The following is a 25,084-nucleotide window of genomic DNA, read 5'->3' as shown; positions in this document are numbered from 1 at the left end:
TTCATCCATTCATGACAATGATGCCACTTTCCAGCCGTTCTGGCACTCGGAGTCTCTCTGAAAACGGGCCGCCTCTTATGAGACGGCCCGCCAGATCGGGCACTGCTTTCAGTATAGTCAGGGAAGACGCCGCACAACGCGGCGCAACAGGAGGGAACGCATCAATCGATCAAGGCGTGACGATAGCGATGTAGCATATCGGCCAGGCGTTTCACGGGCCCGGTGACGCTGAGCGGCGCCTGATTGTCCACCAGCTTCTGCTGGTACTCATTCATCTCACCCAGCAAGCGATCGTAGTAATAGGCGCGCTTGACGTCGTTCTTGGCGGAGACCACCCGATCGGCGGTGCTGCGGATCTGGCGGTGGAAGGCCGACAGCTCTTCGCTGGCCGGAATTTCCGCTCGCTGCATGCGCTGGTGGGCGATGATCAGGTTCAGCGCCAGACGATACTTGGCGATGTCGTTCGGGAACATCATCAGCAGCTGATTAAGCTGCTGATACAGCGCAGGCAGGTGGTTTTGCCGACGGCGCGCCGCCTTGGTGGTCAGCGCCGACACCGCGCTGCTGACGAACTGGTTGAGCAACGTGCGGCCGGTGCGTTCGCGCGAATTATCGCGGATCAGCAGCAGCACCATCAGCCCAACGCAGCTGCCGAGGAACTGGCCCAGCGCCCCATCGAGAAACTGGGTCACGTTGAACTCCATCGGGTTGCTCAGCACCAGAATGTTGATGGTCCCCGCCAGCAGCCCCAGCGAACCGAGCCGCCGCTTCTGGACCTCGATGCCGATGAAAAACGCCAGCAGGCCGAGGCTGAGACACAGCAGCAAAATGCTCTGCTGGGTCGCCGGCAGGATCACCATGAAGAACAGGGAACCGACCGGGATCGCCGCCAGCATGCCCAGCACGAAATCCATCGCCACCATGCGCGGCGCCGGGGTGCGCATCGCCAGCGAGGTGATCACCGCGATGATCACCATAAAACCGCTGCCGGACGTCCAGCCGGTCCACAGCCACAGCAGGCTGCCGAAGGCCGTCGCCACAAAGGTACGCAAGCCGTTGATCATCGCGTGATGCCCTTCCGCCGAGGTCGGTTTGACCACGGTTTCGTTGCTCAGCACCCCTTCTTCCACCGCGCTGATGCTGCAGTTGGCGTGCACGCCTTTCGACAGCAACAGGTAGCGCGTCGCCGCGCCGACCCAGCCGGTGATGGTCGGCAGCGTTTCCTCGGAACGATGCGTGGTCAGCACCTGGCGCAACAGCTTCATGCGCTTGTGGATCTCCTGCGGGGTTTCCGCCGGGACCATCAGTTGCTCCCGCAGGCTGTCTTTCAGTGCCTCCGGGTGATTCAACAAGATCAGATAGGTTTCGCAGGCCTGGGTGATCAGCGTCAGCGACAGTGTATGCAGCGCCTTCACCCGTCGATTGACCTTCTGCCAGCGCGAGGACTCCATCATCAGGTTGTTGCGCATGCCGTCCAGGGCCGTGGTGCTCTTGACCAGATTGCTCCAGGCGCGATCGATGTCTTCTTTGTCGGCGTTGCTGATGCACATCTGCATCAGGCGGTATTGAGCCACCAGCAGCTGATCCACCGCCCGATCGATGTCCTGTTTGATCGAACGCGGCGAGAACAGCAGATCCGCCAACACGGCGCTGACGATCCCCAGCACGATCTCGCTGCAACGCTCGATGGCGAACTGCGGCGCTTCCAGCAGATGAGACTCGCTGGTAGCGACCGTCACGATGATGATCAGCGCGGTATATCCGGCCAGCCCCCAGGCATAGGAGTTCTCCACCTTGATGAGTGAAGAAAGCCAGGTGCAGAAACCGGCCCAGATGCAGCACAGCAGCAGCATCACCACCGGCGCGCGGGCGGTGGTGATGATAATGATCAGGCCGACGAAGCAGCCGATAAAGGTGCCGATGATACGCAGCCAGCCGCGGTGGCGGATGGCGCCGGAGAAGGGTTCACCGCCGGCGGCAAAGGCCGGGCCGGCGGCGACGATGGCGGCGGTCATCGCCGACCAGCGCGGGGTTTCCAGATTGAGATGGAAGCCGACGAACAGCGCAAACACAATCGCGAAGCTGAGTTTGAAGGCGAATCTCAGCCGGATAAAGGTTGGGCTGCTCATTAGCCGAACTCACGCAGCCGGTGCATCAGGCGCACAAAAGGTGAGCCGCTGTCGGCATTGCGATCGTTTTTGCCAACGATCACCACGGTGGCAGTGGTGCCGGCCGGGTACGGATGCTGTTGATCCTTGGCGTCCAGCAGGATTTTCACCGGCACGCGCTGCGCCAGGCGTACCCACTCCAGGTTGCTGTCGATCGAGGCCAACCCTTTGTTGTTCACCGTGCTGCTGCTGTTGTTCACCGCCGCCGCCACGCTGTCGACGGTGCCGTGCATGATGCGGTTACTGCCGAGCGGAGTGATCTCCGCGCGATCGCCCTTATTCAGGCCGTTCAGCTTGGTCTCTTCCAGGTACGCCAGGATGTAGAAGGAATCTTTCTTCACCAGCGCCACCGCCACCGACCCACGGGTGATGTATTCACCGGCGTGTACGTTGAGGTTGGTGATCCAGCCATCGGCCGGGGCGCGCACCGTGGTGCGCTCCAGATCCAGCTGCGCCAGCTCGCGCGCCGCAATGGCCTTCGCCAGCTGGTGCTGCACGGTCTGCAGCGAGTTGTTCGACTGGTCAATCTCTTCCTGCGACATCGCCTGCACGCCCAACTTCACGCGGCGGCCGGCCTCACGCCGTTTCTCCGCCGCCAACGTCTGATAGTAGGCGACGTCGGCGCCGGCTTCCGCCAAGGCCTGCTCATAACGCGGCCGATCGACCACGAACAGCACCTGACCTTTCTTCACCAGCTGGTTGTCCACCACCGGCACGTCGGTCAGCAGGCCGCTGACGTCCGGCGCGATCGCCACCACGTCGGCGGTGAACTTGGCATCACGCGTCCACGGAGACTCGGTGTAGAACACCCAGGCCTTGAATACCGCGGCAATGCCCAGCAGCACAAGAATCAAAGTGATCGCGATTCGGGTTATTTTTATCGAAAAATTTTTCACAGCGACCTCAAACAAAAAGACACGAAATCAGATAAAACAAGCAGCAATACAGCGCGGTATTAAACAGCGCCGGATGCCAGACAAAATCGTAAATCCCCGTCGGCTGCAGCAGGCGGCGCAAGAGAAAAAACAGCGCCAGCGACACCAGCAGCTCGAAAAACACCGGCGGAAACGACAGTCCGAAGATGACCATAACCGGAAGCAAACTCATCACTTTTTCCTTATTGTTCACTGCGCCGGGGAAAGACACATCTCGCCATTCACATTCTCTTTACATTTTAGCGTGCGCGCGCCACAAATCTTGACCAGACAGCTTGTCCAGGTCACGAACCCGAAAAAAGGTTAAACTTTGGGGCAGACGTCCACGACAGGGATTGCGAGGGTGCCGGAGGAGCGGCAGGATTACGTCGCCGATCGCTCTCGCACGTTGGTAAGGTCTATTCACCCGACCACGTTATATTAGCCTGCTTACTATCAAGGCATCAACAATCTGTGATCTAAATCACTTTTAAGCCAGAGTGAATAATGGAAAGATTAAAACGGATGTCGGTATTCGCCAAAGTGGTTGAGTTCGGGTCGTTTACCGCGGCCGCGCGCCAACTCGGCATGAGCGTTTCATCGATCAGCCAAACCGTCTCGAAACTGGAAAATGAGCTGCAGGTCAAGCTGTTGAACCGCAGCACGCGCAGCATCGGCCTGACTGAGGCCGGCAAAATCTACTATCAGGGCTGCCGACGCATGCTGCAGGAAGTCAGCGAAGTGCATGAGCAGCTGTACGCGTTTAACAATACGCCCGCCGGTACGCTGCGCATCGGCAGCTCATCCACCATGGCGCAAAACGTGCTGGCGAACATGACCGCCGAGATGATGAAAGAGTACCCGGGTCTGACGGTCAACCTGGTGACCGGCATTCCGGCGCCGGATCTGATCACCGACGGGCTGGATCTGGTGATCCGCACCGGGGCGCTGCAGGACTCCAGCCTGTTCTCCCGCCGCCTGGGGCAGATGCCGATGGTGGTGTGCGCCGCCAAAAGCTACCTGAGCCAACACGGCACGCCGCAGAAGCCGAGCGACATGGTCAACTTCTCCTGGCTGGAGTACAGCGTGCGGCCCGACAGCGAATTCGAACTGATGTCGCCGGAAGGCATCACCACGCGCATTTCCCCGCAGGGGCGCTTCGTCACCAACGACTCTTCCACCATGATCCGTTGGCTGAAAAACGGCGCCGGCATCGCCTACGCTCCGCTGATGTGGGTGATCGAAGAGATCAAACGCGGCGAAATTGAGATCCTGTTCAAAAGCTACCATTCGGATCCGCGGCCGATCTACGCGCTCTATACCGAGAAGGACAAATTGCCGCTGAAGGTGCAGGTGTGCATCAATTATTTAACCGACTATTTCGAACGCGTCGCGGCAGTCTATCAGGGCTATCGCTGAGCCGTGCTCAAATAACGGTGCGCCAGCGCACCCAGCAGCGTCAGCGCCAACATACCGAGGCCCCACAACAGCCAGACGGCGTAGCCCGCCCAGGTCAGCAGCAGAGGAAAATAGCTCGCCAGCCCGCTGGCCAGCTGTTTCAGCCACGGTAGCCAGACGTCCAACACCGCCTGCGGCACCAGGTTCAGCGCACCGTTCACCGGCAACGATACTTTCCCGGCTGCCTCCGCCAACGCCGGGAGCCAGGCCAGCACCCCGGCGACGCCCCAGGCTAGCAGCGTCCACAGCACCATGGCGCCCAGCAGCAGCGCGAGTGTCCAACCACCCCGGTTCACGGCACACCGCCGCCGCACTGCGGACAAAAGCGGCTCCCCGGCGGCAGCGGCGCGGCGCACTGTCCGCAGGTGGCGCTCGCCGCGGCAAACGGCTGACCGCAGCGGTGGCAATAACGGGCGCCCGATTTATTCACGGCCCGGCATTCCGGACACTGCGGCCCCGGCTCGCCATGCTGGTTATAGCGGTTGCCATGATGCCCACCGCCGTGGCTCGCACGCAGATGACCGCCGTTAATACCGCCTTGCCCCAACAACCGTTTCAGTAAGCTCATCCCGCCTCTCCTCTGTGCATTGACGCTGAACCTCACTGTAAACCCTGGAGTAAACTCCAGGGTAAAGCCCGACGAGAAGGATTTACGTTTCATTACATCGTAAAAGTGGCAAGGCTTTGATGCCGTTAACAAAAGCACCATCGGCATTATCCCACGCCACCGCGCTGCGTTATGCTGCGGAAACCTCTCCCTGTATCAGGAATAACCATGAAAAAAATCATACTGGACTGTGACCCGGGGCATGACGACGCCATCGCCCTGTTGCTGGCCTGGGGCAATCCGCAGATCGACCTACTGGCGGTCACCACCGTGGTGGGTAACCAAACGCTGGACAAAGTGACGCGCAACGCGCTGGCGGTGGCCCGCATCGCCAATATCACCGGCGTACCCTTCGCCGCCGGCTGCCCGCGCCCGCTGGTGCGCAATATCGAAGTGGCGCCCGACATTCACGGCGATTCCGGCCTCGATGGCCCGGTGCTGCCGGAACCCCACCTGCAGCTGGACTCGCGCCACGCGGTGGATCTGATCATCGAGACCGTGATGGCCCACCCGCCCGGCAGCGTGACGCTGGTGCCTACCGGCGGCCTGACCAATATCGCCATGGCGGTGCGTAAAGAGCCGCGCATTGCCGAGCGGGTCAAGGAAGTGGTGCTGATGGGCGGCGGCTACCATGTGGGCAACTGGAGCGCGGTGGCGGAGTTCAATATCAAAATCGATCCCGAAGCGGCGCACATTGTATTTAACGAAAAATGGCCGCTGACCATGGTCGGGCTGGATCTCACTCACCAGGCTTTGGCCACGCCGGCAGTCTGCGAACGCATCGCCGCCCTCGGCACCCGGCCGGCCGCCTTCGTCGGCGAACTGCTGGCATTCTTTGGCCGTATGTACCGGCAGGCGCAGGGCTTCAGTGCCCCGCCGGTGCACGATCCTTGCGCGGTGGCCTATGTGATCGATCCGAGCGTCATGTCGGTGCGCAAAGCGCCGGTGGATATCGAGTTGACCGGCACCCTGACGTTGGGCATGACGGTCGCGGACTTCCGCGCGCCGCCGCCGCCGGACTGCCACACCCAGGTCGCGGTCAAACTGGATCAGGATAAATTCTGGGATCTGGTGGTGGATGCGCTGGAACGGATCGGCGACGTGGAGTAAGCGCACAAGAGACGAGACTAACGCGCTTGGGCAGGCGCGTTAGTCTGTATTCTGCCGCGGCAACGGGGAGGCTCAAGTCATAACCGCTTTTATTTCCAATGCAGCAGAACAATCCTAATAATAAATCATTTCATGAAAATTTAAAAAAACAGATAAAGACAAGAAGAATCCTAATAAAAATAAAAAAATGAAAATCATATTTAATTTTAAAATCAGCAATGAGAAACGATGAGATAAATTTCCGCCGTCACGCCGACACTGACGACATCAATTAAAAAAGCAGGTACCTCTTTTATTCTTCACAGGGCCTGCCAATATAGGCCATTGCCGGGATACTCCACGATATTCACGCACGCAGGAATCACAACCAACCATTTGATTTCAATTGATAAAAACAAGAGTTAGATAATGAATTGACTGAATCACAATAGATTTGAGAAAATGACGCGTCTGTTTTGCAAACAACAAACATACCTTTTGCGGGTGAAAAATACGGCTTAACCTTTCTTTGGGTACACAGCCTCGCGCATTCTCAGGGCAAACATTATTTATCGCTTCACCATAAAGACGGTTTAAATTTTCCGTGAGACATTTGCGAATTGAACATTACACGCATTTCAATATCAGGACAAAGGAAAGGGAATAATAAAAACATGCATTCAATAAACGCTATCAGGCCATGGCAGGTTAACCATGGCCGATAAATCTTCCGCTAACGCAGCGACCATCGCCGTGCTGCCCCTGCTGCTGATCTGGATGACGGTGATCCTGCCGATTTATTACCCCAATATGGGCGGCGACGGTCTGGCGCTGCCGCAAAACATTCTGGCCTGGGCCGTCATGGCGCTCACCACGCTGATAGTGACGTTCACCGTTTGCCTTGGCCGCACCCGTCTTTCGCTGACCCCCACCGCACGCCTGTTGCTGCTCGGCATCGCCGTGCTGGCGCTGCCGCTGCTGTATACTCGCTCCGAGTGGCGCGAAGACGCCCTGTGGCGCTGTGCCGGTCTGCTCGGTGGTTGGCTTTTCTATGTCGCCTGCCTGCAACTGCGCCTAACCCCCAGGCAGCGCAACCTGTTGCTGTACGGTCTGCTGTTCGCCGTCGGCGTTCAGGCACTGCTGGCGGCTCTGCAACTGTTCGCCCCCGCGCTGGCTTGGGTATCCCCTAACGGCAGCCGGGTCTACGGCGTCTTTCAGCAACCGAACGTGCTGGGCAGCTTTATCGCCACCGGGTTGGCTTTGGCGCTCTGGCAGCTGCTGGCTCCCCTCTCTGCGCCAACGCGGCGGCGGCAAATCCCGCTGCTCGCGCTGCTGGCCGCTTTCTCAGCCCTGCTGGTGCTGATCCAGTCGCGCGCCGCCTGGTTGGGGGCCGCATTGGCGGCGCTGCTACTGCTGTGGCGCTTTGCCCGCCACCGCACGCTCGAAAGCCGCTGGGCGGGTGGCGCGCTGCTGCTGGGCGCCGCGATCGGTCTGACGGTGCTGTTCACCGGCTTTGGCCTGGATGGCCGCGCAGGTCTCATCGCACGCGAAGGTTCTAATTATTCACGTCTGACCATGCTGCAAGACACCGTCGCCATGATTTTCGCCAAACCGCTGCTGGGCTGGGGCTATGGCGGCTTTGAATACAGCTTCGCGCACTTCCGCCTGCAGACAATGCCCTGGCGAGAAGTGCTGGAAGTCGCCGGGCATCCGCACAATGAAATCCTGCTGTGGTGGGTTGAGGGCGGCCTGCCGGCGCTGGCAGGTATCGCTATCGTCATCGTCGCCGGCGCGCTGCTGCTGAAACGCGCCTGGCAACGGGATCGCGAAGCGCCGGCCGGTGCGCGCGTCGGGCTGTTTCTGGTGCTGCTGCCAATGTTGATACACACCCAACTGGAATACCCTTTCTATCTGTCTGCGCCGCATTGGCTGGCGTTTCTGCTGCTGCTGGCACTGTTGGACGGCCAAACCGTCGCCCCACGCCCGCTGCCGTTAGCCAAAGCCCTGAGTCTGCCTGTAGCAATGGCGGCGCTCGGCGTGTTAGTGATGGCGGTCTTCGCCTGGCAAGGGCGCATGGCGCTCACCCAATCGGAGCGCACGATGCTGGCCACCATCGACAGCATCGAGCAGATGCCGCCGCCGGCCGCCTGGATCTATCGGGAGCGCAAAACGTTCGACGAGCAATCTCACGCGCTGCTGGTCTATAACCAAACGCGCGATGATGCCCTGTTGACCGGCTATCGGCAGTGGGCCAATGCCTATCTGCAGCGCCGTATCGACGCCAACGTCTACGCCACGCTGATCATGATCTTGCGCTATCAGGGGGATCAGGCACAAGCCGAGGCTCGCCTGCGGGAAGCCGCTTTTCTGTTTTCTCGGGATGCGCGGTTTAGGTAAACCCTATAGAGGTTGGAATGGCGGAAATCAATTTTATTGCTCCCGCCGTTTCAACTTAAACCCAACGTTTAATGATGATGGAGGTATTGATGCCGCCAAACGCGAAATTATTGCTCTGTAAGTATTCACAATCGATGCGCCGGCTTTCCCCCATAATATAATCCAGCTCACCACACTGCTCATCCGGCTGATGAAGGTTAAGCGTTGGCGCAAACCAGCCTTCTCGCATCATTTGCAAACTCATCCAGGCCTCCAGCGCGCCGCAGGCTCCCAGCGTATGGCCAAAATAGCTTTTCAGCGATGAAATCGGCGTTTGACCGCCAAAAATAGCTGCCGTAGCCTGGCTTTCAGCGATATCCCCTCGATCGGTGGCAGTGCCATGAGCGGAAATATAGCCGATGTCCCGCACATTCAAGCCAGCTATCTTCAACGCCTGCTCCATGCATATTTGCATCGTTTCACGCTGCGGTTGAGTGATATGCGCCGCATCGCAATTGGTGGCAAAACCGACAATTTCACCGTAGATAACGGCGCCGCGCGCTTTCGCATGTTCCAACTCTTCCAGGACCAACGTCCCGGCACCTTCGCCAATCACCAGGCCATCACGCTGCCGATCGAAAGGGGACGGTGTGCTTTTAGGGCTATCGTTACGCTGGCTCGTTGCGAATAGCGTATCGAACACCGCGGCCTCCGAGGGGCAAAGCTCTTCTGCGCCACCAGCAACCATAACCTTCTGATAACCGTGACGAATAGCCTCCCAGGCATAGCCAATCGCCTGGCTCCCTGAGGTGCATGCGCTGGAGGTCGGGATCACTCGGCCGCGCAGGCCGAAAAACAGACCGGTGTTAACCGCTGTGGTATGTGGCATCATCTGCACATAAGTGGTGCCAGTGATGTTGTTGGTATGTTTTTCAGTAAGCATAGTGGCAAATTCGCTCACGGGGCCGGTACTTCCCGTCGAAGAACCGTAGGCGATGCCGGTTTGGCCGTTAGTCAGTACCGGATCGTCAATCAGCCCCGCTTGTTCCAATGCCAGTTCAGTAGCGCGAGTGGAAAGGAGTGAGACTCGCCCCATTGCGCGAATGCGCTTTCGGGTGTAATGCTCAGGCAGGACGAAATCATCGATTGGTGCGCCCAGTAAGGTATGCAATCCATCATAAATCTGCCACTCGGGCATTGTCCGCACCGCATTTTCATATGCCAACAGACGCCGGGAAACATCCTGCCACCGTTCCCCAAAGGCGGTTACGCCGCCCATGCCGGTGATGACAACACGACAAGTCATAACATTCCTCCGTTGATGGAAATGACCTGGCGGGTGATGTAGCCCGCAATATCGGACATTAAATAGCTCGCCAGGCCGGCAACTTCATCCGTCTGGCCCATGCGCTTCATTGGAATGATCGCCATCGCTTCTTTCAATGCGGCCTCTTCCATTTCGATCATCCCCGTGTCGATCAGGCCTGGAGCAATGCAGTTAACGGTGATTTTGCGCTTCGCAAGCTCAATGGCCAATGCTTTGGTGGCGCCGATGATCCCCGCTTTAGCGGCGCTATAATTGACCTGACCGCGATTGCCCATCATTCCCGATACCGACGACAACGTAATGATTCGACCACCTCTACGTGCGCCGATCATCGGCATGATGCAAGGATGAATGACGTTATAAAAACCGTCGAGATTGGTGTGGATCACGTTGTCCCAATCGTTCTCGCTAAGCGCAGGGAACGCCCCATCCCGGGCGATGCCTGCATTGCAGACCACACCGTACCAGGCGCCATGGGCAGCCATATCCTTTTCCAGCACTTCACGGCACTGATCACGTTCACTTACGTCAAAGTTCAGCAGGCGACCTTGCCCCCCAGACTGTTCAATGGCTGCGAGGGTTTCCTGGGCGCCAGCCTGATCTCGGTGATAATGGACGCCGACGATAAAACCATCAGCGGCAAGCTGACGAGCAATCGCGCTCCCAATTCCCTTACTAGCCCCGGTGACCAGAACTGAACGACTCATGCGGTCTCTCCCTGATTAAAAAGCGATGTCAATTCTTCTGACGTTGGCTGGAAAGTATTCACACGGCCAGATGCCAGGCACTCTTCCCCTACGGTAATGGTACAGTCAAAGCTGCCGAAACGTTCGTCTTGCATCAGCAACCTAGCTTGAACATTCAACGTCGCATTGCCTGGTAGATGCCCGGCCGCACAGGTTAACTCGCGGGCGCCAAGCACCATGCCCAATGAAATTTCATGCAACCCCGCTTGGCGGCGATGCCAGCCGGACCAAACCCCCACCGTTTGCGCCATCAACTCCAGCGCAAACCATCCCGGCAGATTGCCCTGAGCATCGAGAAAGGGTCCCAACACTCCGCCAAGATGCACGCTAACCTGACAGTGAACATCGTTTTCAGTCACGTTGACGACCTCATCCAGTAGCATCATCGGCTCAGCATGAGGCAAGTACTCGGACGGCGGCAAATATTCGTTCATACATCTTTCCCTAATAGAATACTGGCGTTATTTCCGCCAAAGGCGAAAGAGTTAGAGAGGATTATCGGTCGAGCCAACGGTTGGCTGGTATGCATGACACCGCAAGCGGGGAGCGCGGGGTCTGCTGGCGAAGCGCTGAAATCTTGGGCGGGTAAAGGTAAATTGCGCAGTAAAATCAGCGCGCTGATAGCCGCCTCCGTGATCCCCGCAGCCCCCAGAGTATGGCCGGTTAAATGCTTGGTCGAACTGCATGGTACCTGTTCACCAAACAGCGAATGCACTACGCGGGACTCGATTTGGTCGTTAAGCAGTGTCGCGGTGCCGTGCAGATTAATGTAACCAACCTGTTTCGCCTCGATATCCGCTTCGGCCAAGGCTTGTTCAATGGCACGAATGGCACCCTCTCCCTGAGGATGCGGTGCTGATATATGCCAAGCATCGCTGGATTCCCCCACCCCTAATAGAACAAGAGGCTGAGGCTCGCGGGTCAGCACCATGAGTGCAGCGCCTTCACCGATAGTGATGCCGCAACGGTTTTGGGCGAACGGCTGGCAAAGCTCAGACGATAGCGACTCAAGGCTGTGAAAACCGTTGATCGGCATTCTGCTCAACGTATCGGCGCCGCCAACAATGGCGACATCGGCAAGCCCCGCTTCGATCAGCCGCCGCCCGCTGATAATGGCTCGGGCGCTGGAAGAGCAAGCTGTCGAAAGCGTAAATGCTGGCCCATCGACCTGTAGCCAGCGGCTGAGAAATCGCGACGGATCGCCGAGCTCCTGCTGAGGATACCGCCAACGCGGGCTAACTTCGCCGTTGAGCGTCAGCTGTACATGCTCATCGCCTTCGTTTAACCCGGAGGTGCTGGTGCCCATCACGACGGCAATCCGATCGCGGCCAAACCTGGCGATGGCTTCATCAACCTGCGGCTGGATCTGCTCCAGCGCGGCCAGCAACAGTTGATTATTACGGGAACGATGAGCGGAAAACGACGCAGGGATAACGGGTAACTCTCCCTCAACGCCGCCCAGCACGGCTTCCGGGTTCCCCTGTAGCCACCCCGCTCTCGGACGCATACCCGGCGCAGAGCCGCGAGCGAGGTTTGCGGCTATCTCATCCAGAGAATTCCCAAGCGCATTAATCATACCGACGGCAGAGATGTAAATCATGTTATTCACCCAGGTATTGAATGGTGATTTGGTATTTAAAAGCATGTTGTTGAATGCTAATCGGCTCTCGCAGGCCATTACGCTGAAGATAGGCGATCTCGGTCACCAGCTTGCCGCTGGCGTTGCGCAGCTCGCGCTGATTACCCTTATCGACGATCGTCCAGCCATTCGGCAGCCGCGCCCGCCAAGTTTCAAGCGGCCAAAGGCTAAGCATGACATCGGCCAACACCTGGCTTGCCGGTGGTAATTGAGGAACGATGATAGATTGCTCGGCGTGTAACCCATTCTCATCATAGGTAAGCTTAAACAGCCGAATTCCCACGGAGGAAAGCCCGGCGAGGGTGATTTTCTGCTCATCAGCATGCAACATGACCAACAGCGACTGGCTTTTGCCGTTGAAAGTACCGGTCAGCAGTTGCTGCTTATCGATCGCAGGTGACAAACCAGGCGCAGGCAACACCACGCGGGTGCCCGGTTCTAGCCAGGCCTGTGGGAACGTGTCATTCCCCGGAGCAATCGAATGGCTGCAGCCGGCTATCCCCATCACAACGAGCAGCGCAGCGAATCGCCAGCAATTACGTACCATCATCTTTTTTCTCTTTTTTTATTTGGCATCGCCAGTGGTGAAAGTAGCCAGGCGACGAAAATTCCGCTGACCAAAACAATTCCGAAACAGCTGATTGCCTGCGTGTCACTGAACAACAACATGCCAAGCGTTAGCAAAGTCGTCATCATCGCCAACGTAATGGCTAGCAGCGAAGTCAGCGGCGTCCCCTGCGGGTTACTGAAAAACAGTGTGTAATTGATGCCAATGCCCAATACCAGCACTAATGCCAACAGCGAGAATAGGTTTACGCTATACCCGCAAAACGAGAGCACAGCCAACCCACATCCCAGCGACAACAGGGACGGTATCAGGCTGACAAGCCCTTTACGCCACCCTTGGCGAACCATCGCGCCACAGGCGATCACAACCAACGCGATACCCAACAACCCCGTCAATACGGAACGGTAGAGCGCGAAGAGCGAATCAAAAGACTGTTTGCGGTCCACCCATGCCACACCGGCCTGCTTGTCCGCCAGCTCTCCCAATTGATTGCCTGACGTTACACCATCGACGGGAACCAGCGCCCCACTCTGGCCGTTGGGCAGAGTCAGCCACAACAAACGCCAACCTTCGCTGATGCTGCTTTCCAGCCATGTGGGTACGGAAACCGGCATTGCGTTCAGATCGGGGTTAGCCATATCAAGCCCCGCATTTTTTAGCGCAAGAAGCACGGTTGGTGCCGCGTCACGCAGCAGACGTAAATCCTGCTCTTGGCGCGCCAGCGAATTAAGGGGGATCGCGCGGAAATGGCTAATCATTCCCTCATGTTGCGCTCGCTCCAGGTGCGGCAGGAAAGTTTCCAACCGCCGCAGCGTCTGTTCTGGAGTAGCGCCATAGACCACGAACCATTTTTGATCGACGTTTTGCCCGATCAATCGGCTAATCTTGTTCTCCTGCGCCAGCAGTGAAGACGGCAACGCCTGCAGTTGGGAAATATCATCATTCACACGCAACGTGGCAATCCCAGCCATTGACAGCAGAGCCAAGGCCGTCGGCACCCCTACGCGCACTGCTTTATTGCGCCGCCAGGCCGCCAACCAACGCAGCATCACCCCCATCGCCGGAACCGGCCGCACCGGTAAGCCGCGGCACAACCAGGGATGCCAAAAAAATACGGTCAGGCACGATGCGCTAAGTCCGATGGCGGCAAACACGGCCATCTGGCGAATGCCGGGGAAAGGAGCCAACATCATGATTAGATAGGCCGCCACCGTCGTCAACAATGCCAACAAAAGCGCTTTGCCAACCTTCGTCAGGCTTTGCCAGGGCGACATGACCGCGCCATGCACCATGCGTTCGGTCAGATAGTAGAGCGTATAATCGGCAGAAATCCCGATGATGCTCATGCTCATCACCAACGTCATCAGGTGCAGTTCGCCATACAGCACCAACGTGGCCACCGTCCCCGCCAATGCTCCGACGCTGAGAGAAAGTAGACACAACAGCAACGGTCGCAATGAACGAAAGACCACGATAATTAACAGAACCACGCCCAGGATCGTGGCAGCGCCGAGGGTGGCGATATCCCGCTTCGCTTGCTGGCTGGCGTAGTCGCTGTAGAACACCGTCCCCCGAGAAAGCAGCTGCGCCTGCGGATAGAGCGCCTTCAGTGACGCTTCCTGTACCGCGAGCTCCGCCACCAAGCGATGGGTTTGTTGCATATCGAAGGAGTCACCCACCAGCTCCCCGTGTAACAAATACCAGTAGTTTTGCTGCTCGTCCTGAGTGACAAGCCAGCCATCCATCAGCCGCAGTCGCTGACCGTTTTGCGCAAGCGCCAACTGGGAGCCACGCATCAGCATCAATGGATCGTTCCGCAACTCTTTGCCACTAACGCCAGAAAAAGCGGAATAGAGCTGTGACAGAACCCATTGCGCTTGCGCTTCACCGCCATTTTGCAAGCGCATGCGAGTGGCGCTATCGATAAGCCCGTTGCGGTGCTGCCAGAAAAAGGCTCCCCAGGCTTTCTGGCTTTCGGCGTTCATCTTTCCTTTAACTTCAGACAACGCGGGTGACTGTTGAAGTTGCGCCAACCACGTTTCTGCTACTCGCGGATCCGGCTGTTTACCGGGGCTGACCAACCACACTACCTGTTTATCCAGGCGCTGCATAAAGCCGTCACTTATCGCGAGCGGAACCGAACCCAGCGCCTGCTTGGGCAGCATCGCCAACACGCTGCTGTTCAAACGTGCGCCCGGCAGCAACGCCAACAACACGCCGAGCAGCATCAAACATACCAATCCCCATAACAGGGCGAGGCGGCGGGAATTAGTCGGCGGCAAAGCGTTGGCGTTCGTCATCAGTCAGGGTCGCAGGGGTCAGTCGATGTTGAGAAAGTATAATTTCCGTACGATCGCCTTGTTTATCATAGAGCTGAATAGACTCCAGATAAGTTTCACCAGACAAATCGATTGAGGAGAAAATTTTATCCAATGGCGTGGTCGTCGGCGTCAGGCGAAGTACCCAACGCCCCTCTCCCTTATCCTGAAAACCTACGCGGAAATTCTGTTCCAGCGCCTTGCGATCGGCCTGAAATAGTCCGCGCAACAGATGGTTAAACTGGAACATCTGCGGATTATTTTCGGCGGTAACCGTTTGTTGAGGCTGGCCATTCACCTGTTGAACCATACGAAAATCGTTCAGCATCAGCAGCATGGGGAAAGGACTCTTTTGATCCCACAACAACCCTTGATCGCGGGCAAGCAGCATTTCCCCCTGTGAGCGAAGCGGTTGCGGCATGTCCTTAATCGTACGCGTCTGTGCGAAATGAGCCCGGATCACCAGCTGCCCGGTAAAACGTTGCTGAAGCTCATCCAGCGTGACGGCATGCACCCACGGCGCCAGCAAAAGCAGGCATAAAGGCAAAAGTCTCATGGCGCTACTCCCATTCGTTCAAACAAAATATCTGGACTCACGAAGCACATTTCACGGCTTTTCTCTTCTACCGCAACCTGAATGGTGTAACCCGTTGTGGTCCGTTTCGCAGTCAAGACATCGAATATCTGGTAAGCGATGCGCAAGCGGTTTTCATACTCTTCCAACTGTGCGCGAACGCGGATGCGCTGCTCAAATGTCAGCACGTCGCGGTATTTCACCCGAGTATCGACAACCGGCCAAACATACCCGGACGCCTGCATTTGCCGGTAACCGTAATCAAACTGGTTCAGCAGCGCCTCACGAGCGATCTCAAAATAACGAAAATAGTTGCCGTGCCACACCACTCCCATCATGTCGACATCATGAAACGGGATGGTGAGTTCAACGTCAGCCGTAAAGCGAGGGTCGTTAAGCACCCATTACTCCTTATCGGCGGTGTCAGGCAGCCGCCAAAAATCGAAAAAGTTAAACCAGTCCAACGGGGACATCAGTGCGAAATGTTCAAGACGGGCAGCATAGCGATCGATAGCCAGCTGAAGGGCCTGTTGACGTTCAGCTCGCGGTAATGGCAGCGGATCGGCGAAAGCCTCACAATGTATGTGCAGTTTTCCCTCCCGTTGCAAAGCAAAGATCAACAATACCGGGCAACGCAGCAGTGCGGCTAGAATAAACGGCCCTTGCGGGAAAGGCGCGGGCTGCCCCATAAACGAACTCCAGCTGACGCGCCAATCGCCACCACGCTGCGGATTTACCGCAATGCGATCGCCAACGATAGCCACCCACTCACCGCGATCCAATTTATCCTTCAGCAACATTGCCGTTTCAGGGCCAATGTCATTCACCGGGAGCAGGTTTATTCCCGCCTGCGGCGCCATTTCTTCCATCACCTGTTTAAAGCGTTGGGCGTTTTCGCTGAAGACCAGGGCGTTCACCACTTTCCCACCTTGCCGCTGCGCCAGCGCCCGACACGCTTCCACATCCCCCAGGTGTGAAGCCAATAACAGCTTCCCCTGCGTACTGGCGCTGTTTAGTGCCTCTTCCGCCCCCGGAGCAAAAACGATATCTCGCCCCAATTTCAGCTCACCCCGCCAACCGGCGACCTTATCCAACATGGCGTGCCCAAATCGCAGAAAGTGGCGGTAGCTATTCAGATACGGGGGAATTGCCTGCCGGCGCAAAACAAGCTGTTGACGTACGCGTGCAAGCCACTGCCGGGATGCCCGTCTCGGCGCCGCCGCGCTCAACCAATAGACGCCAACCACCGGCCACAGCAAAAGCGAAAATGCGCGGCGACCGAGCAACCGCCACACCGCTAACATGAAGCGCATGCCCCACATTCCTTTGACTTCCGCTTGTTTCGCCCAATGCGCATTTGTGCTGCGACACAACAGTGAAGGAATGCGCGGCAACATGCCGAAAAATAAGCGGGTGTGCATCATCGAAATACGAACGTTGTCCTTCAATGTATCGAAATGCGATACACCATCCTGGGGATAGGTCACTCGCGTCGGGACGAAATAGCTGGTGTTACCCTGCCAATAAAGGCGCACCATCACCTCCGTATCGAAATCCATCCGCCTCCCCAGTGAAACGCGCCCGGCAAGCCGTAAAGTCGGGGCTAACGGGTAAACGCGAAAGCCGCACATACTATCTTTCAACTGCAGAGAAAGCGTTTCAATCCATACCCAAACATGCGTCACCCAACGTCCGTAGAGGCGCGCTCGCGGCACGGAATCATCGTATATCGGCAACCCGGAAATCAGCGCTTCCGGATACCGTTCGCTGAGCGCTAACAGTGCAGGGATGTCTTCAATCGCATGTTGCCCATCGGCATCGACCTGCACCGCATGGGTAAAACCAGCGCATGCCGCCGCCTCCAAACCGCGAATAACGGCCACGCCTTTACCAGCGTTGACATCCAGACGAACCAGAGTCACTCGTTCATATTGCTCAGCCAGAGCATCAAGCTCCCGCCGCGTGGTGGCATCGCTGCCGTCATCGACGATGATGCAAGGCAAGGCCAACGGCTCAAGACGTGACAGTACGCGCGCCATCATCGCGCCGTGGTTGTAGCAGGGGATCACGACACAGGGAAAATAACTCAACGACATAACCGGATTTTCCCGCTGCTGGCGGTATGAAGGGTTGCGCCATCATGCCGCAAGTAAGCGAAAGTAAGGCTGCCTCGCTCCTCATGCCAATTGAGCCTCAGCGTCACTCGATTTTCCGGCAACAACGGCGCTTGAAATTTGACGTTCTGAATACTGTGGAAGTAAAAACCCGGCGTGAGCAACATCGCGGAAAAATGCATTACCCAGTCGAGTTGCGCTACGCCCGGTAACAGCGGCTGCACGGCGAAATGCCCTTTGAACCAGAACAGTTCCGGCTCAAGAGAAAAGGTGATCTCGGCTTGACCAGGCTGCGGCTGGTGGCATTCGATTTTATGGGGCGTCATTGAAAAACTCCTGTAATTGCGTATCAACGCGCTTATTCATGCTGTTTACCGGGATTTCATTAACCACCCGCCAATAACGAGGAATAGCCATCGGCTCAAGCCACGGGGACAGTGCACGACGCCACGACAACTCCAACGCGTTACCGTGCTTTTCTCGCCAGGCATCCTGCCGTTCACGATCTAACACCAGCAGTGCGCCGATACCTTGGCGTCCTCGACGAACAACCGGCAACGCCGCCGCGTCCTGAATGCCGTCCAGCGCCATCAGCCGGCGTTCAACTTCACTCAGTGAGATGCGTTTTTCTTCTATTTTCACCACTCGTCCACGGCGCCCTTGCAAACGGAAACGGCCATGCCCGATAAACTGCAGCTCATCATCCAATAATTGCCCGTCAGGTTGCGCAATCAACGGTGATACGGCGCGGAAGGCATCGCCCTCCGCCGTGAGCCTCACCCCCGGAAACAGTTGCCACGGAATGTCATCTTGTTCACGGTAGCGCCAAGCAAGAATGCCGGTTTCAGTACAGCCGTAAATTTCATCCGGCCAGACGCCAAGCCATGCCTGCGTCGCCATAACGTCTTTCCATGGCAACATGCCGCCTGCGGAGAAAATCATGCTGACCGATGGCGCAGCCAACCGGGGATCGAGCCGTTTGAGGAAAGCAGGGCTGCTGACGAATAGATAGCGATAAGAACGATCAAAAGCGGCCAGCTGTTCGGCGTAATGAACCATTGCCGCATGCAGAGGTAATCCCTGCGACATAGGCAAGAAAATGCGAAACGTGAGGCCATAGAGATGCAGGGGAGCAACCGATGCCACCACACGGCAACCGTCCAACTGCCCAGAAAAGCGGGTTGCCAACAGCCTGGCTTCATAATCCAGAACCGCGACCCGCTTAACGACTCTTTTGGGTTGCCCGGTGGATCCGGAAGTAAACAGTTCGATGCTGGCGTCATCGGCGATCGCCGGTAGACATATCTTCGTCGGCGCCGACTTTTGGGCTGACGCCACAACGAGCAGCCCCTCGCTCCAGCACAGTTCGGCATCACTTAACACGCCGCTGAACAGCAACCGTTGCTCCTCAAGCAGTGAGAGCCGGCGATGGCCTGGGATCACCGGTGTTTTGCCGGCGTACAAGACAGCCAACAACGCCACAATGAACAAATAGCTGTTTTCAAAGCACAGCGCCCAGCGATCGGCTTCTTGCTGACGCAAACGATCGAGCAATATCGATACGTCATAGCGCAATTGGCCGAGTGTCCAGGTCTGTTCGCCAAGCCAAGCAATGGGCGTTTCATCGGAGCGCGATGCACTTAACCATTGCGACAGTGAAAGAGGGGGAGTCATCGCACATCTCGCTGCATTACTCGACGACGCACCAACCATTCGCCGGCCATCAGCGCGCCTATCAGCAGATAAGCAATCATGCCGTTCCACATTGTCCAAAGCGCCATATCTCCATGCAAGGCGGTTAAACAGGCCATGGAGCCGTTGAACACGAAAAAGATGCACCAGACCAGGGTAACTCGACGCGTATAACGAACGCCTTCGGGCGGCAGCCGCGGCTCGCGCAGCCGAGCCAAACGCTCAACCAACGGCATATCACTCCACAGCGAACCCCCAAAGCCGCACAGCATCACCAAATTGACAATTACGGGCCACCACAGCAGCAGTTGATGGGCGCGTAACAGCGCGCTGGCAACGCATAACGCAACCCCAGCAAATGCCACGCACTGCATAATGCGATGCATCGGCCCGGCTTTTCGCCGCAGCTGACGTAAGCGTAGAAACAGCATCAGTGCCATCGATGGCAGCAGCCAATGCAGGCCGTCATGCAGCAGGCCAAACCAAACCAAAAACGGCCAAGCTAACAATATTAGCGCCATCATAACCTGTAGCACCGACAACCTTTTCCCCTGCACGATGGATCAGGCTTCCCGCAGCAAACGTTCTACCGCTTCGACGACATCTTGAACGGTTCGCACAGCTTTAAACTCTTCCGGTTTGATCTTCCTGCCGGTTTTCTTTTGCAATTGCACAATCATGTCGACCGCATCGATGCTGTCGAGCTCAAGATCTTCATACAAGCGGGCTTCCGGTGTAATCGACGCGGGATCAATTTCAAAGAGTTTGATCAGAAGCGCGGAGACTTCTTCATAAATAGCGTGTTGTTCTGTCATGGCGGATTCTTTCTCAGGCTCGTTGCGAATGAATAAAAGAAGCCAGCGTTGCTACAGAGTAAAAGTGCTGGCGCATTTCTTCACTTTCGGCGGAAAGCACGATGCCGTACTTATTTTTTACCGCCAGCCCGAGTTCAAGCGCATCGATGGAGTCCAGTCCTAATCCTTCCCCGAACAGAGCCGCCTGCGTTTCAATATCATCCGCCGTCAGCTCCTCCAAATTCAATGTATCAATAATGAGATTTTTAATTTCTAGATAAAGCGCTTGCATCATTAAGTTCCGAAAAAGGTATTTCAACGAATTGTAATTGTTGCGAAAGGTACCGGTTCAGCTGCCTTGCCGCCAATGCCGGCTCTGGTGTTTTGCCATCATAAAAATGCTCGATCGGCACTCGACCGCGTACTTTGATCTCAAAGAGCGGCTTTGTAAGGGGGACATCGTACCATTTGCTCTGTTTATCCAATAAATGTTCACTGCAGCAAATCGCCACAATACGCAGATCGCGGCGGCAACGGACGGCAATATTGGCCGCCCCGCGCTGCAGAGACATCTTTTTCCCCGGTTCGGTACGCGTGCCCTCAGGAAAAATTAAAAGGGTGTCACCACGCCCCAATCTTTCCTGACACTGTGGCAACAAAGTCTCAGCCTGGCTGTTAACCAGATAATCCGCTGCACGAATCACCCCGCTGACAAACGGATTTTTCAGTAATGCACTTTTCACCAGGCAATCCGTTTCCGGCATCACGGAAGCCAGCAGCACATAATCAATCAACGTAGGATGGTTCGCCACTACCAGACAGCCGCGTTCATTACGCAGGCAATCGGCGCCATGGATACGGTAATCTAATACGCCAATGCTCCTCGCCACCGTCAAGAACAATCGAAAACTGGCTGAAATACTGCGCCGCGCTATGCGGCAGCGCTTATTGTCATCACGTACAACAAGCAACAGCAAATTAAACCAGGTCAGGGAAAGCAGCAGCCCGCCGAGCCCGAATAACGCGAAGCAAAACCCGGTCATTACCAGGCGCCAGATGCGATTTAATCCGGTTACAGCATTCATTTCATGAGACTCCAACGCCACTGCACTCGTTCTCCGTCAATCGTAAAGTGGGGCGTCTGCGCGAGATAGTGCCTTAAAAACCGCAAGCTTTGCGGCAAAGACATTTCATTGCCTGCATAATCACTCTCCGTGGAGCATTGCAACGTATCCCCCGCCTCAAACAGCAGCGCCACGGCATACGCCCAGGTGGGCATTTGCGCAGGCAGCCCCGGATGGTAAAACGCTGGGATCACACCATCAAAATCCACCATCAATACACGCTGATGGCCGGCCTGCAGCAAGCAAACCACTTCACAAAGCCCTTGCTGAAACGTATCCATGCCAGCAGAAAGCGAAGAAGATACTATCGGTTGCCTAGCAACGATCGTCAGATTTCCAACCGCGGAATTATGAACCGACATGGTAAAATCCGTCGGCGAAACAGACTGGCCGGTCGCCAATGCATGGAGGATACGGTAGTTGCGCTCCAGCTCCCCGTGACGGCTGGTATAGAGCACTGCATCAACGGCATGACGACGCAGCAAAGAAAGCCCGCAATCAACCGCCAGCTTACTGCCGGAGCTCAAGCGACGCGCGGCCATCATCGGCAATTCATCAGGCAACGCCTGAGGCGCGCTCGAATCAATGGCATCAGGCTGGTGCGCCCATGCAAGCCACTGGGACGCGGCGCTCAGGCCGGGTGCTCGTGCCTGCCAGTCGACAATGTTCAAGGCAAATTTCATTAACGCAAATCCGTGGTGTATCCGTTATCCCTGGCACAAAGCGCCAAACTGACGCCTCTTTTCAAGTCAAATTTTCTTGCATATGAGTAAGGTATGACCAACTCCGAGATGATCGACGCGTTGTTCCACCTCAAATCCTGCCGCTTCCAGGTAGCGATAAAATTTCTCTACGCTGTAAAAACGGCTATTACCGTTAGCCATGCACGTGAAATAAAGCGACGTGGCGTTCAGGCTGAATGACGCCGCCTCAAATTTTTGCGCATCCCAGAACAGCTCCATAACGCACAACCGAGCGCCGGGTTTCATCACCTTAGCGATACGCTCCAACATGCCAATTATCTGCTGCGGAGCGAAACAGTCGAGGAACTGGCTCATCCACCAGATATCCGCTTCGCCAGGCAAGGTGGCCTCTTCGAGCATATCAACCGCATGAAAGCCAATGCGGTGAGAAAAACCGGCATTTTCGACATTTTGGCGGGCAAGTGCAATTTGTTGCGGCAAATCCAGTATCGTAATCGTGACGTCGTCATCGTATTGGCAGCAACGCAGCGCCCATTTTCCCGTATTTCCCCCAACATCGTACAGGCTTAAGGGTTTGCCGGCGAAAATATGCGGCAATGCCGCACTAAAGGCCGCATCAGAGTAGTAATGATCGAATGCAAACCAACTTTCGCGAGCTGGGGATGGTAACTGGGACAGCACAGGATAGATAGTTTCCGTGTCACTGAACACCTGGAGCCCCGCAGGCTTGGACTCCTTCAGCGCTTGCGCCAGAAAGAACAACCCCTGGTAACAGACATCCTGTGTGAAATCCATATTCACACGGGTCATCGCGTCATGCAGCAGGAAGTGCCCCACTTTGGACAGGCGGTAGCGCTCGTCGCGACAGATAATGATGCGGCCACTCAATCCCATATCCAACAGCACGCTGGTGGCATAATCATTCAGACTGCTATTAGCAACGATTTCATCCAGAAACGCGCCTTGTTCACCTTGCTTATCCAGATAGGCCAACACCCCCCCATTGCGCAAACAAAGCGCCGTTTGAAACAGCATGGGAGCGAAAGCTATGCGTTGCGCTTCGGTTATGGCATCAAGCGCATTAAAGGTGTCTTGTTCGTACATAACGATGATAAGCGTCCTGTGCTAAAAATATTTATCGGGCCATACTTGGCCCGACTAAAAAGATATTACTGCAGTACATTCGTGGCGAGACTGACCTGAATATCTTTATCCAGATTGCGTACCCAACGATTATAATTCTTATGAATCTTACCTTGAGAAGCGAGCAGATTCTGGCTGCTGTCATAATCGATAGAATAAGCTGTTGCCGAGTAGGTAATACGCACCTCCGCACTGTGATTGCGGTTTTGCTGACGCGCCTTGATGACACCTGGCCCCACATCATTCATGATCCATTGGCGTTGGGCGCCAGCCTTAAGGATTGCGTTTCTGACTTGAGCCTCACTATGCCCGGCACTAACCGTCGAATGAACATTATCAACGGGTGCTGTACGCGCGCATCCCACTAAGGCCACCGCCACGGAAAATGCGATTAACAACTTGGAAACCCTTTTCATACAACCTCCATATTAAAGTAATTCTGATAACTTTCATCAATGGATAAATGAATACCGGCACACTCACCGCCAGATGAAACCGCGATTTATTTATTAACCGGAAACCTTACTGTATTTCAAAATAAATTCATCAGCCATCGGCAGGCTGAAAAATCAATATAAAAAACTGAAAGACTCGCAATTCAATGAACTATTGGACAGGTTTAACTTGTAACCATTAAATATTCATTTAAGCTATCGGTGATTACATCGATTAAATTAACATCATCAAAGCGCTTATTCATGTCCATCAGCTCCGGCCATTAAAGTACTCCAATCAATACCCTTACTCAAGAAAAAATGTAACCAAATTATACCATCCCTCTGGCTCTCAAAGCCAAGTATGGCTGGCTAAATGGGAACTGCAGGGATAATGGCTGATACACCTGCACAGGCCGGTTAATCAGCATCGTGTAGCGAGACATTCTTGAGCTCAACGCGGCAATATCGCGCACTCTTTATCCAGCAGCGACTCTACCGACGCGCGGTTGCCAACGTCCCAGCCGCGCTTCGAGGCCAGCAAGATAAAACCCCGTTGGCCGGCAAACGTAGTGGGCACTAACGCCACGCCATATTCCGCCAGCTGCTGCGGCGACAGATGGAAATAACCCGCCAGATCCTTAATCGGGTAAATGCCCATCGCGGTTGGCTGCATCACGCGTCGGGCATAGTAAGTGTGGCGCAACAGCTTATCCGGCAAAGGCCGCCATTGTTCCTGTATGTAGGGGCGTTCCGCCTGCAATTGACGCCGAACATCTTCGCGCAGACAGGTCAGGTGAATATGCAATTGGTTCTGGCTACGGCCGTAAGCGGAGTTGATCGCCATGCCCAACATATCATCCGGCACCGGCCCGCCATACTCGGCGGCCAACCGGTAACGCATCAGCCATGCATAGCCAAAATAGTCCGTCCGTTCCCCGGCCAGCAGCTGCGGGCTTTCAATACCGGAGAGCGGCGCCGTCGGCACCAGGATGAAGTGATAGGGATAACGCGGGTTTTGCAGCACGCTGAAGCCTTGCGCTTTCCCCTGCGGCATATAAATCTGCTCACACGGGGCCGGATCGCGCTTTTGCTGATAGTTGGCCATGCAGAGCTTATCGACCACGCCCCACAGCGCATCGGAACGGGCGCACCCCGTCAAGGAGAGAACCCCCAGCACCAGCAGCCAACGCCGGGTAGACACACCAAAGCACGCCATCGTCATCTTTCTCGGCATCATCGCCGCACAGCACTCTTTGCGCGGGCGAGAGAAAACTCAAAATGGGGAATGAACA

General features: G+C 56.1%; 27 protein-coding genes. 3 read left to right on the top strand and 24 right to left on the bottom strand.

All coding sequences use genetic code 11. From position 1 onward, the window contains the following. Positions 1 to 161 precede the first annotated feature (161 nt). From aaeB to aaeX, 3 genes are read right to left on the bottom strand one after another with little or no spacing between them, the layout of a single operon-like run. Entirely contained in the window at positions 162 to 2,129 is a 1,968-nt protein-coding gene (gene aaeB / locus WA302_RS16340) for a p-hydroxybenzoic acid efflux pump subunit AaeB (protein WP_025304392.1), read from the bottom strand. Beyond that, a complete protein-coding gene (gene aaeA, locus WA302_RS16335) occupies positions 2,129 to 3,064 on the bottom strand; it encodes a p-hydroxybenzoic acid efflux pump subunit AaeA (RefSeq protein WP_033644462.1) in 936 nt (311 codons plus the stop codon). Before aaeA ends, aaeB begins: the two co-directional genes overlap by 1 nt. 7 nt (positions 3,065 to 3,071) lie before the next feature. Further along, positions 3,072 to 3,275: a p-hydroxybenzoic acid efflux pump operon protein AaeX gene (gene aaeX, locus WA302_RS16330; protein ID WP_004936952.1), complete on the bottom strand. Its 204-nt coding sequence runs from the start codon at positions 3,273 to 3,275 to the stop codon at positions 3,072 to 3,074. Positions 3,276 to 3,589: 314 nt separating this feature from the next. Between aaeX and aaeR the strand changes: the two genes are divergently transcribed. Beyond that, positions 3,590 to 4,501, top strand: a complete 912-nt coding sequence (gene aaeR / locus WA302_RS16325; protein ID WP_025304394.1) for an HTH-type transcriptional activator AaeR — start codon at positions 3,590 to 3,592, stop codon at positions 4,499 to 4,501. On the opposite strand, the gene WA302_RS16320 is transcribed toward aaeR, so the two are convergent. Then, entirely contained in the window at positions 4,492 to 4,836 is a 345-nt protein-coding gene (locus WA302_RS16320; protein WP_089196292.1) for a hypothetical protein, read from the bottom strand. The genes aaeR and WA302_RS16320 overlap by 10 nt on opposite strands. Beyond that, a complete protein-coding gene (locus tag WA302_RS16315) occupies positions 4,833 to 5,108 on the bottom strand; it encodes a zinc ribbon domain-containing protein (RefSeq protein WP_025304396.1) in 276 nt (91 codons plus the stop codon). The genes WA302_RS16320 and WA302_RS16315 overlap by 4 nt, the downstream gene beginning before the upstream one ends. A 207-nt stretch (positions 5,109 to 5,315) precedes the next feature. On the opposite strand from WA302_RS16315, the gene uriH reads away from it, so the two are divergent. Together uriH and WA302_RS16305 are read left to right on the top strand one after the other, a co-directional pair. After that, the gene (uriH, locus tag WA302_RS16310; RefSeq protein WP_025304397.1) at positions 5,316 to 6,257 is read left to right on the top strand and encodes a uridine-preferring nucleoside hydrolase UriH; all 942 of its coding nucleotides are present in this window, start codon (positions 5,316 to 5,318) and stop codon (positions 6,255 to 6,257) included. A 693-nt stretch (positions 6,258 to 6,950) separates the two neighbouring features. Beyond that, entirely contained in the window at positions 6,951 to 8,633 is a 1,683-nt protein-coding gene (locus tag WA302_RS16305) for a PglL family O-oligosaccharyltransferase (RefSeq protein WP_325978525.1), read from the top strand. A 55-nt stretch (positions 8,634 to 8,688) separates the two neighbouring features. Here the strand turns inward: WA302_RS16305 and WA302_RS16300 are convergent, their stop codons facing one another. The 19 genes from WA302_RS16300 to WA302_RS16210 form a co-directional block, all read right to left on the bottom strand. Next, on the bottom strand, positions 8,689 to 9,918 hold the full coding sequence (locus WA302_RS16300; RefSeq protein ID WP_025304399.1) for a beta-ketoacyl-ACP synthase: 1,230 nt from the start codon (positions 9,916 to 9,918) through the stop codon (positions 8,689 to 8,691). After that, positions 9,915 to 10,646, bottom strand: a complete 732-nt coding sequence (locus WA302_RS16295; protein ID WP_049204354.1) for a 3-ketoacyl-ACP reductase FabG2 — start codon at positions 10,644 to 10,646, stop codon at positions 9,915 to 9,917. Before WA302_RS16295 ends, WA302_RS16300 begins: the two co-directional genes overlap by 4 nt. Further along, on the bottom strand, positions 10,643 to 11,119 hold the full coding sequence (locus WA302_RS16290; RefSeq protein WP_004144507.1) for an ApeP family dehydratase: 477 nt from the start codon (positions 11,117 to 11,119) through the stop codon (positions 10,643 to 10,645). Before WA302_RS16290 ends, WA302_RS16295 begins: the two co-directional genes overlap by 4 nt. Then, positions 11,116 to 12,285, bottom strand: coding sequence for a beta-ketoacyl-[acyl-carrier-protein] synthase family protein (locus WA302_RS16285; protein WP_025304400.1), 1,170 nt, complete (start codon positions 12,283 to 12,285; stop codon positions 11,116 to 11,118). The genes WA302_RS16290 and WA302_RS16285 overlap by 4 nt, the downstream gene beginning before the upstream one ends. 1 nt (position 12,286) lies before the next feature. Continuing rightward, entirely contained in the window at positions 12,287 to 12,874 is a 588-nt protein-coding gene (locus tag WA302_RS16280) for a DUF3261 domain-containing protein (RefSeq protein ID WP_004144509.1), read from the bottom strand. Continuing rightward, positions 12,871 to 15,192, bottom strand: coding sequence for an MMPL family transporter (locus tag WA302_RS16275; protein ID WP_049204349.1), 2,322 nt, complete (start codon positions 15,190 to 15,192; stop codon positions 12,871 to 12,873). Before WA302_RS16275 ends, WA302_RS16280 begins: the two co-directional genes overlap by 4 nt. After that, entirely contained in the window at positions 15,161 to 15,766 is a 606-nt protein-coding gene (locus tag WA302_RS16270; protein WP_049204347.1) for an outer membrane lipoprotein carrier protein LolA, read from the bottom strand. Before WA302_RS16270 ends, WA302_RS16275 begins: the two co-directional genes overlap by 32 nt. Continuing rightward, positions 15,763 to 16,185 carry an acyl-CoA thioesterase gene (locus WA302_RS16265; RefSeq protein WP_025304404.1) on the bottom strand — a complete coding sequence of 141 codons (423 nt, stop codon included), beginning with the start codon at positions 16,183 to 16,185 and terminating at the stop codon, positions 15,763 to 15,765. Before WA302_RS16265 ends, WA302_RS16270 begins: the two co-directional genes overlap by 4 nt. 3 nt (positions 16,186 to 16,188) lie before the next feature. Beyond that, positions 16,189 to 17,880 (bottom strand): glycosyltransferase family 2 protein, encoded by a 1,692-nt coding sequence (locus WA302_RS16260; protein ID WP_025304405.1) that lies wholly within the window; start codon positions 17,878 to 17,880, stop codon positions 16,189 to 16,191. Then, positions 17,871 to 18,224 (bottom strand): ApeI family dehydratase, encoded by a 354-nt coding sequence (locus WA302_RS16255; protein ID WP_025304406.1) that lies wholly within the window; start codon positions 18,222 to 18,224, stop codon positions 17,871 to 17,873. The genes WA302_RS16260 and WA302_RS16255 overlap by 10 nt, the downstream gene beginning before the upstream one ends. Then, positions 18,211 to 19,572 (bottom strand): AMP-binding protein, encoded by a 1,362-nt coding sequence (locus WA302_RS16250; protein ID WP_261456604.1) that lies wholly within the window; start codon positions 19,570 to 19,572, stop codon positions 18,211 to 18,213. The genes WA302_RS16255 and WA302_RS16250 overlap by 14 nt, the downstream gene beginning before the upstream one ends. Beyond that, positions 19,569 to 20,147 (bottom strand): hypothetical protein, encoded by a 579-nt coding sequence (locus WA302_RS16245; RefSeq protein WP_261456603.1) that lies wholly within the window; start codon positions 20,145 to 20,147, stop codon positions 19,569 to 19,571. Before WA302_RS16245 ends, WA302_RS16250 begins: the two co-directional genes overlap by 4 nt. 6 nt (positions 20,148 to 20,153) lie before the next feature. Beyond that, complete coding sequence (locus WA302_RS16240; protein WP_025304409.1) at positions 20,154 to 20,405, bottom strand: acyl carrier protein; 252 nt, start codon at positions 20,403 to 20,405, stop codon at positions 20,154 to 20,156. Positions 20,406 to 20,418: 13 nt separating this feature from the next. Further along, positions 20,419 to 20,676 (bottom strand): phosphopantetheine-binding protein, encoded by a 258-nt coding sequence (locus tag WA302_RS16235; protein ID WP_049204340.1) that lies wholly within the window; start codon positions 20,674 to 20,676, stop codon positions 20,419 to 20,421. Then, positions 20,651 to 21,469 carry a lysophospholipid acyltransferase family protein gene (locus WA302_RS16230; protein WP_025304411.1) on the bottom strand — a complete coding sequence of 273 codons (819 nt, stop codon included), beginning with the start codon at positions 21,467 to 21,469 and terminating at the stop codon, positions 20,651 to 20,653. Before WA302_RS16230 ends, WA302_RS16235 begins: the two co-directional genes overlap by 26 nt. After that, the gene (locus tag WA302_RS16225) at positions 21,466 to 22,191 is read right to left on the bottom strand and encodes a beta-ketoacyl synthase chain length factor (RefSeq protein WP_049204337.1); all 726 of its coding nucleotides are present in this window, start codon (positions 22,189 to 22,191) and stop codon (positions 21,466 to 21,468) included. The genes WA302_RS16230 and WA302_RS16225 overlap by 4 nt, the downstream gene beginning before the upstream one ends. A gap of 66 nt (positions 22,192 to 22,257) precedes the next feature. Then, on the bottom strand, positions 22,258 to 23,316 hold the full coding sequence (locus WA302_RS16220; protein WP_025304413.1) for a methyltransferase: 1,059 nt from the start codon (positions 23,314 to 23,316) through the stop codon (positions 22,258 to 22,260). Positions 23,317 to 23,381: 65 nt separating this feature from the next. Next, positions 23,382 to 23,771, bottom strand: coding sequence for a hypothetical protein (locus tag WA302_RS16215; RefSeq protein WP_261456602.1), 390 nt, complete (start codon positions 23,769 to 23,771; stop codon positions 23,382 to 23,384). A 472-nt stretch (positions 23,772 to 24,243) separates the two neighbouring features. Further along, complete coding sequence (locus WA302_RS16210) at positions 24,244 to 25,008, bottom strand: CDP-diacylglycerol diphosphatase (protein WP_043142154.1); 765 nt, start codon at positions 25,006 to 25,008, stop codon at positions 24,244 to 24,246. Positions 25,009 to 25,084 lie beyond the last annotated feature (76 nt).

Source organism: Serratia sp. 201 (genome assembly GCF_037027545.1).
In the GTDB taxonomy this organism is placed as follows: Bacteria; Pseudomonadota; Gammaproteobacteria; order Enterobacterales; family Enterobacteriaceae; genus Serratia; species Serratia bockelmannii.
This window is presented reverse-complemented; position numbering and strand designations above follow the sequence as displayed.

Excerpts from the sequence above, each read along its gene's own strand:
- uriH (WP_025304397.1), top strand. The coding sequence starts at position 5,316 with ATGAAAAAAATCATACTGGACTGTGACCCGGGGCATGACGACGCCATC.
- WA302_RS16285 (WP_025304400.1), bottom strand. The coding sequence starts at position 12,285 with ATGATTTACATCTCTGCCGTCGGTATGATTAATGCGCTTGGGAATTCT.
- WA302_RS16270 (WP_049204347.1), bottom strand. The coding sequence starts at position 15,766 with ATGAGACTTTTGCCTTTATGCCTGCTTTTGCTGGCGCCGTGGGTGCAT.
- WA302_RS16260 (WP_025304405.1), bottom strand. The coding sequence starts at position 17,880 with ATGTCGTTGAGTTATTTTCCCTGTGTCGTGATCCCCTGCTACAACCAC.
- WA302_RS16300 (WP_025304399.1), bottom strand. The coding sequence starts at position 9,918 with ATGACTTGTCGTGTTGTCATCACCGGCATGGGCGGCGTAACCGCCTTT.
- WA302_RS16230 (WP_025304411.1), bottom strand. The coding sequence starts at position 21,469 with ATGAATGCTGTAACCGGATTAAATCGCATCTGGCGCCTGGTAATGACC.
- WA302_RS16255 (WP_025304406.1), bottom strand. The coding sequence starts at position 18,224 with ATGACGCCCCATAAAATCGAATGCCACCAGCCGCAGCCTGGTCAAGCC.
- aaeB (WP_025304392.1), bottom strand. The coding sequence starts at position 2,129 with ATGAGCAGCCCAACCTTTATCCGGCTGAGATTCGCCTTCAAACTCAGC.
- aaeX (WP_004936952.1), bottom strand. The coding sequence starts at position 3,275 with ATGAGTTTGCTTCCGGTTATGGTCATCTTCGGACTGTCGTTTCCGCCG.
- WA302_RS16280 (WP_004144509.1), bottom strand. The coding sequence starts at position 12,874 with ATGATGGTACGTAATTGCTGGCGATTCGCTGCGCTGCTCGTTGTGATG.
- WA302_RS16215 (WP_261456602.1), bottom strand. The coding sequence starts at position 23,771 with ATGAAAAGGGTTTCCAAGTTGTTAATCGCATTTTCCGTGGCGGTGGCC.
- WA302_RS16290 (WP_004144507.1), bottom strand. The coding sequence starts at position 11,119 with ATGAACGAATATTTGCCGCCGTCCGAGTACTTGCCTCATGCTGAGCCG.
- WA302_RS16250 (WP_261456604.1), bottom strand. The coding sequence starts at position 19,572 with ATGACTCCCCCTCTTTCACTGTCGCAATGGTTAAGTGCATCGCGCTCC.
- WA302_RS16240 (WP_025304409.1), bottom strand. The coding sequence starts at position 20,405 with ATGACAGAACAACACGCTATTTATGAAGAAGTCTCCGCGCTTCTGATC.
- WA302_RS16220 (WP_025304413.1), bottom strand. The coding sequence starts at position 23,316 with ATGTACGAACAAGACACCTTTAATGCGCTTGATGCCATAACCGAAGCG.
- WA302_RS16235 (WP_049204340.1), bottom strand. The coding sequence starts at position 20,676 with ATGCAAGCGCTTTATCTAGAAATTAAAAATCTCATTATTGATACATTG.
- WA302_RS16275 (WP_049204349.1), bottom strand. The coding sequence starts at position 15,192 with ATGACGAACGCCAACGCTTTGCCGCCGACTAATTCCCGCCGCCTCGCC.
- WA302_RS16210 (WP_043142154.1), bottom strand. The coding sequence starts at position 25,008 with ATGGCGTGCTTTGGTGTGTCTACCCGGCGTTGGCTGCTGGTGCTGGGG.
- WA302_RS16315 (WP_025304396.1), bottom strand. The coding sequence starts at position 5,108 with ATGAGCTTACTGAAACGGTTGTTGGGGCAAGGCGGTATTAACGGCGGT.
- WA302_RS16305 (WP_325978525.1), top strand. The coding sequence starts at position 6,951 with ATGGCCGATAAATCTTCCGCTAACGCAGCGACCATCGCCGTGCTGCCC.
- aaeR (WP_025304394.1), top strand. The coding sequence starts at position 3,590 with ATGGAAAGATTAAAACGGATGTCGGTATTCGCCAAAGTGGTTGAGTTC.
- WA302_RS16225 (WP_049204337.1), bottom strand. The coding sequence starts at position 22,191 with ATGAAATTTGCCTTGAACATTGTCGACTGGCAGGCACGAGCACCCGGC.
- WA302_RS16295 (WP_049204354.1), bottom strand. The coding sequence starts at position 10,646 with ATGAGTCGTTCAGTTCTGGTCACCGGGGCTAGTAAGGGAATTGGGAGC.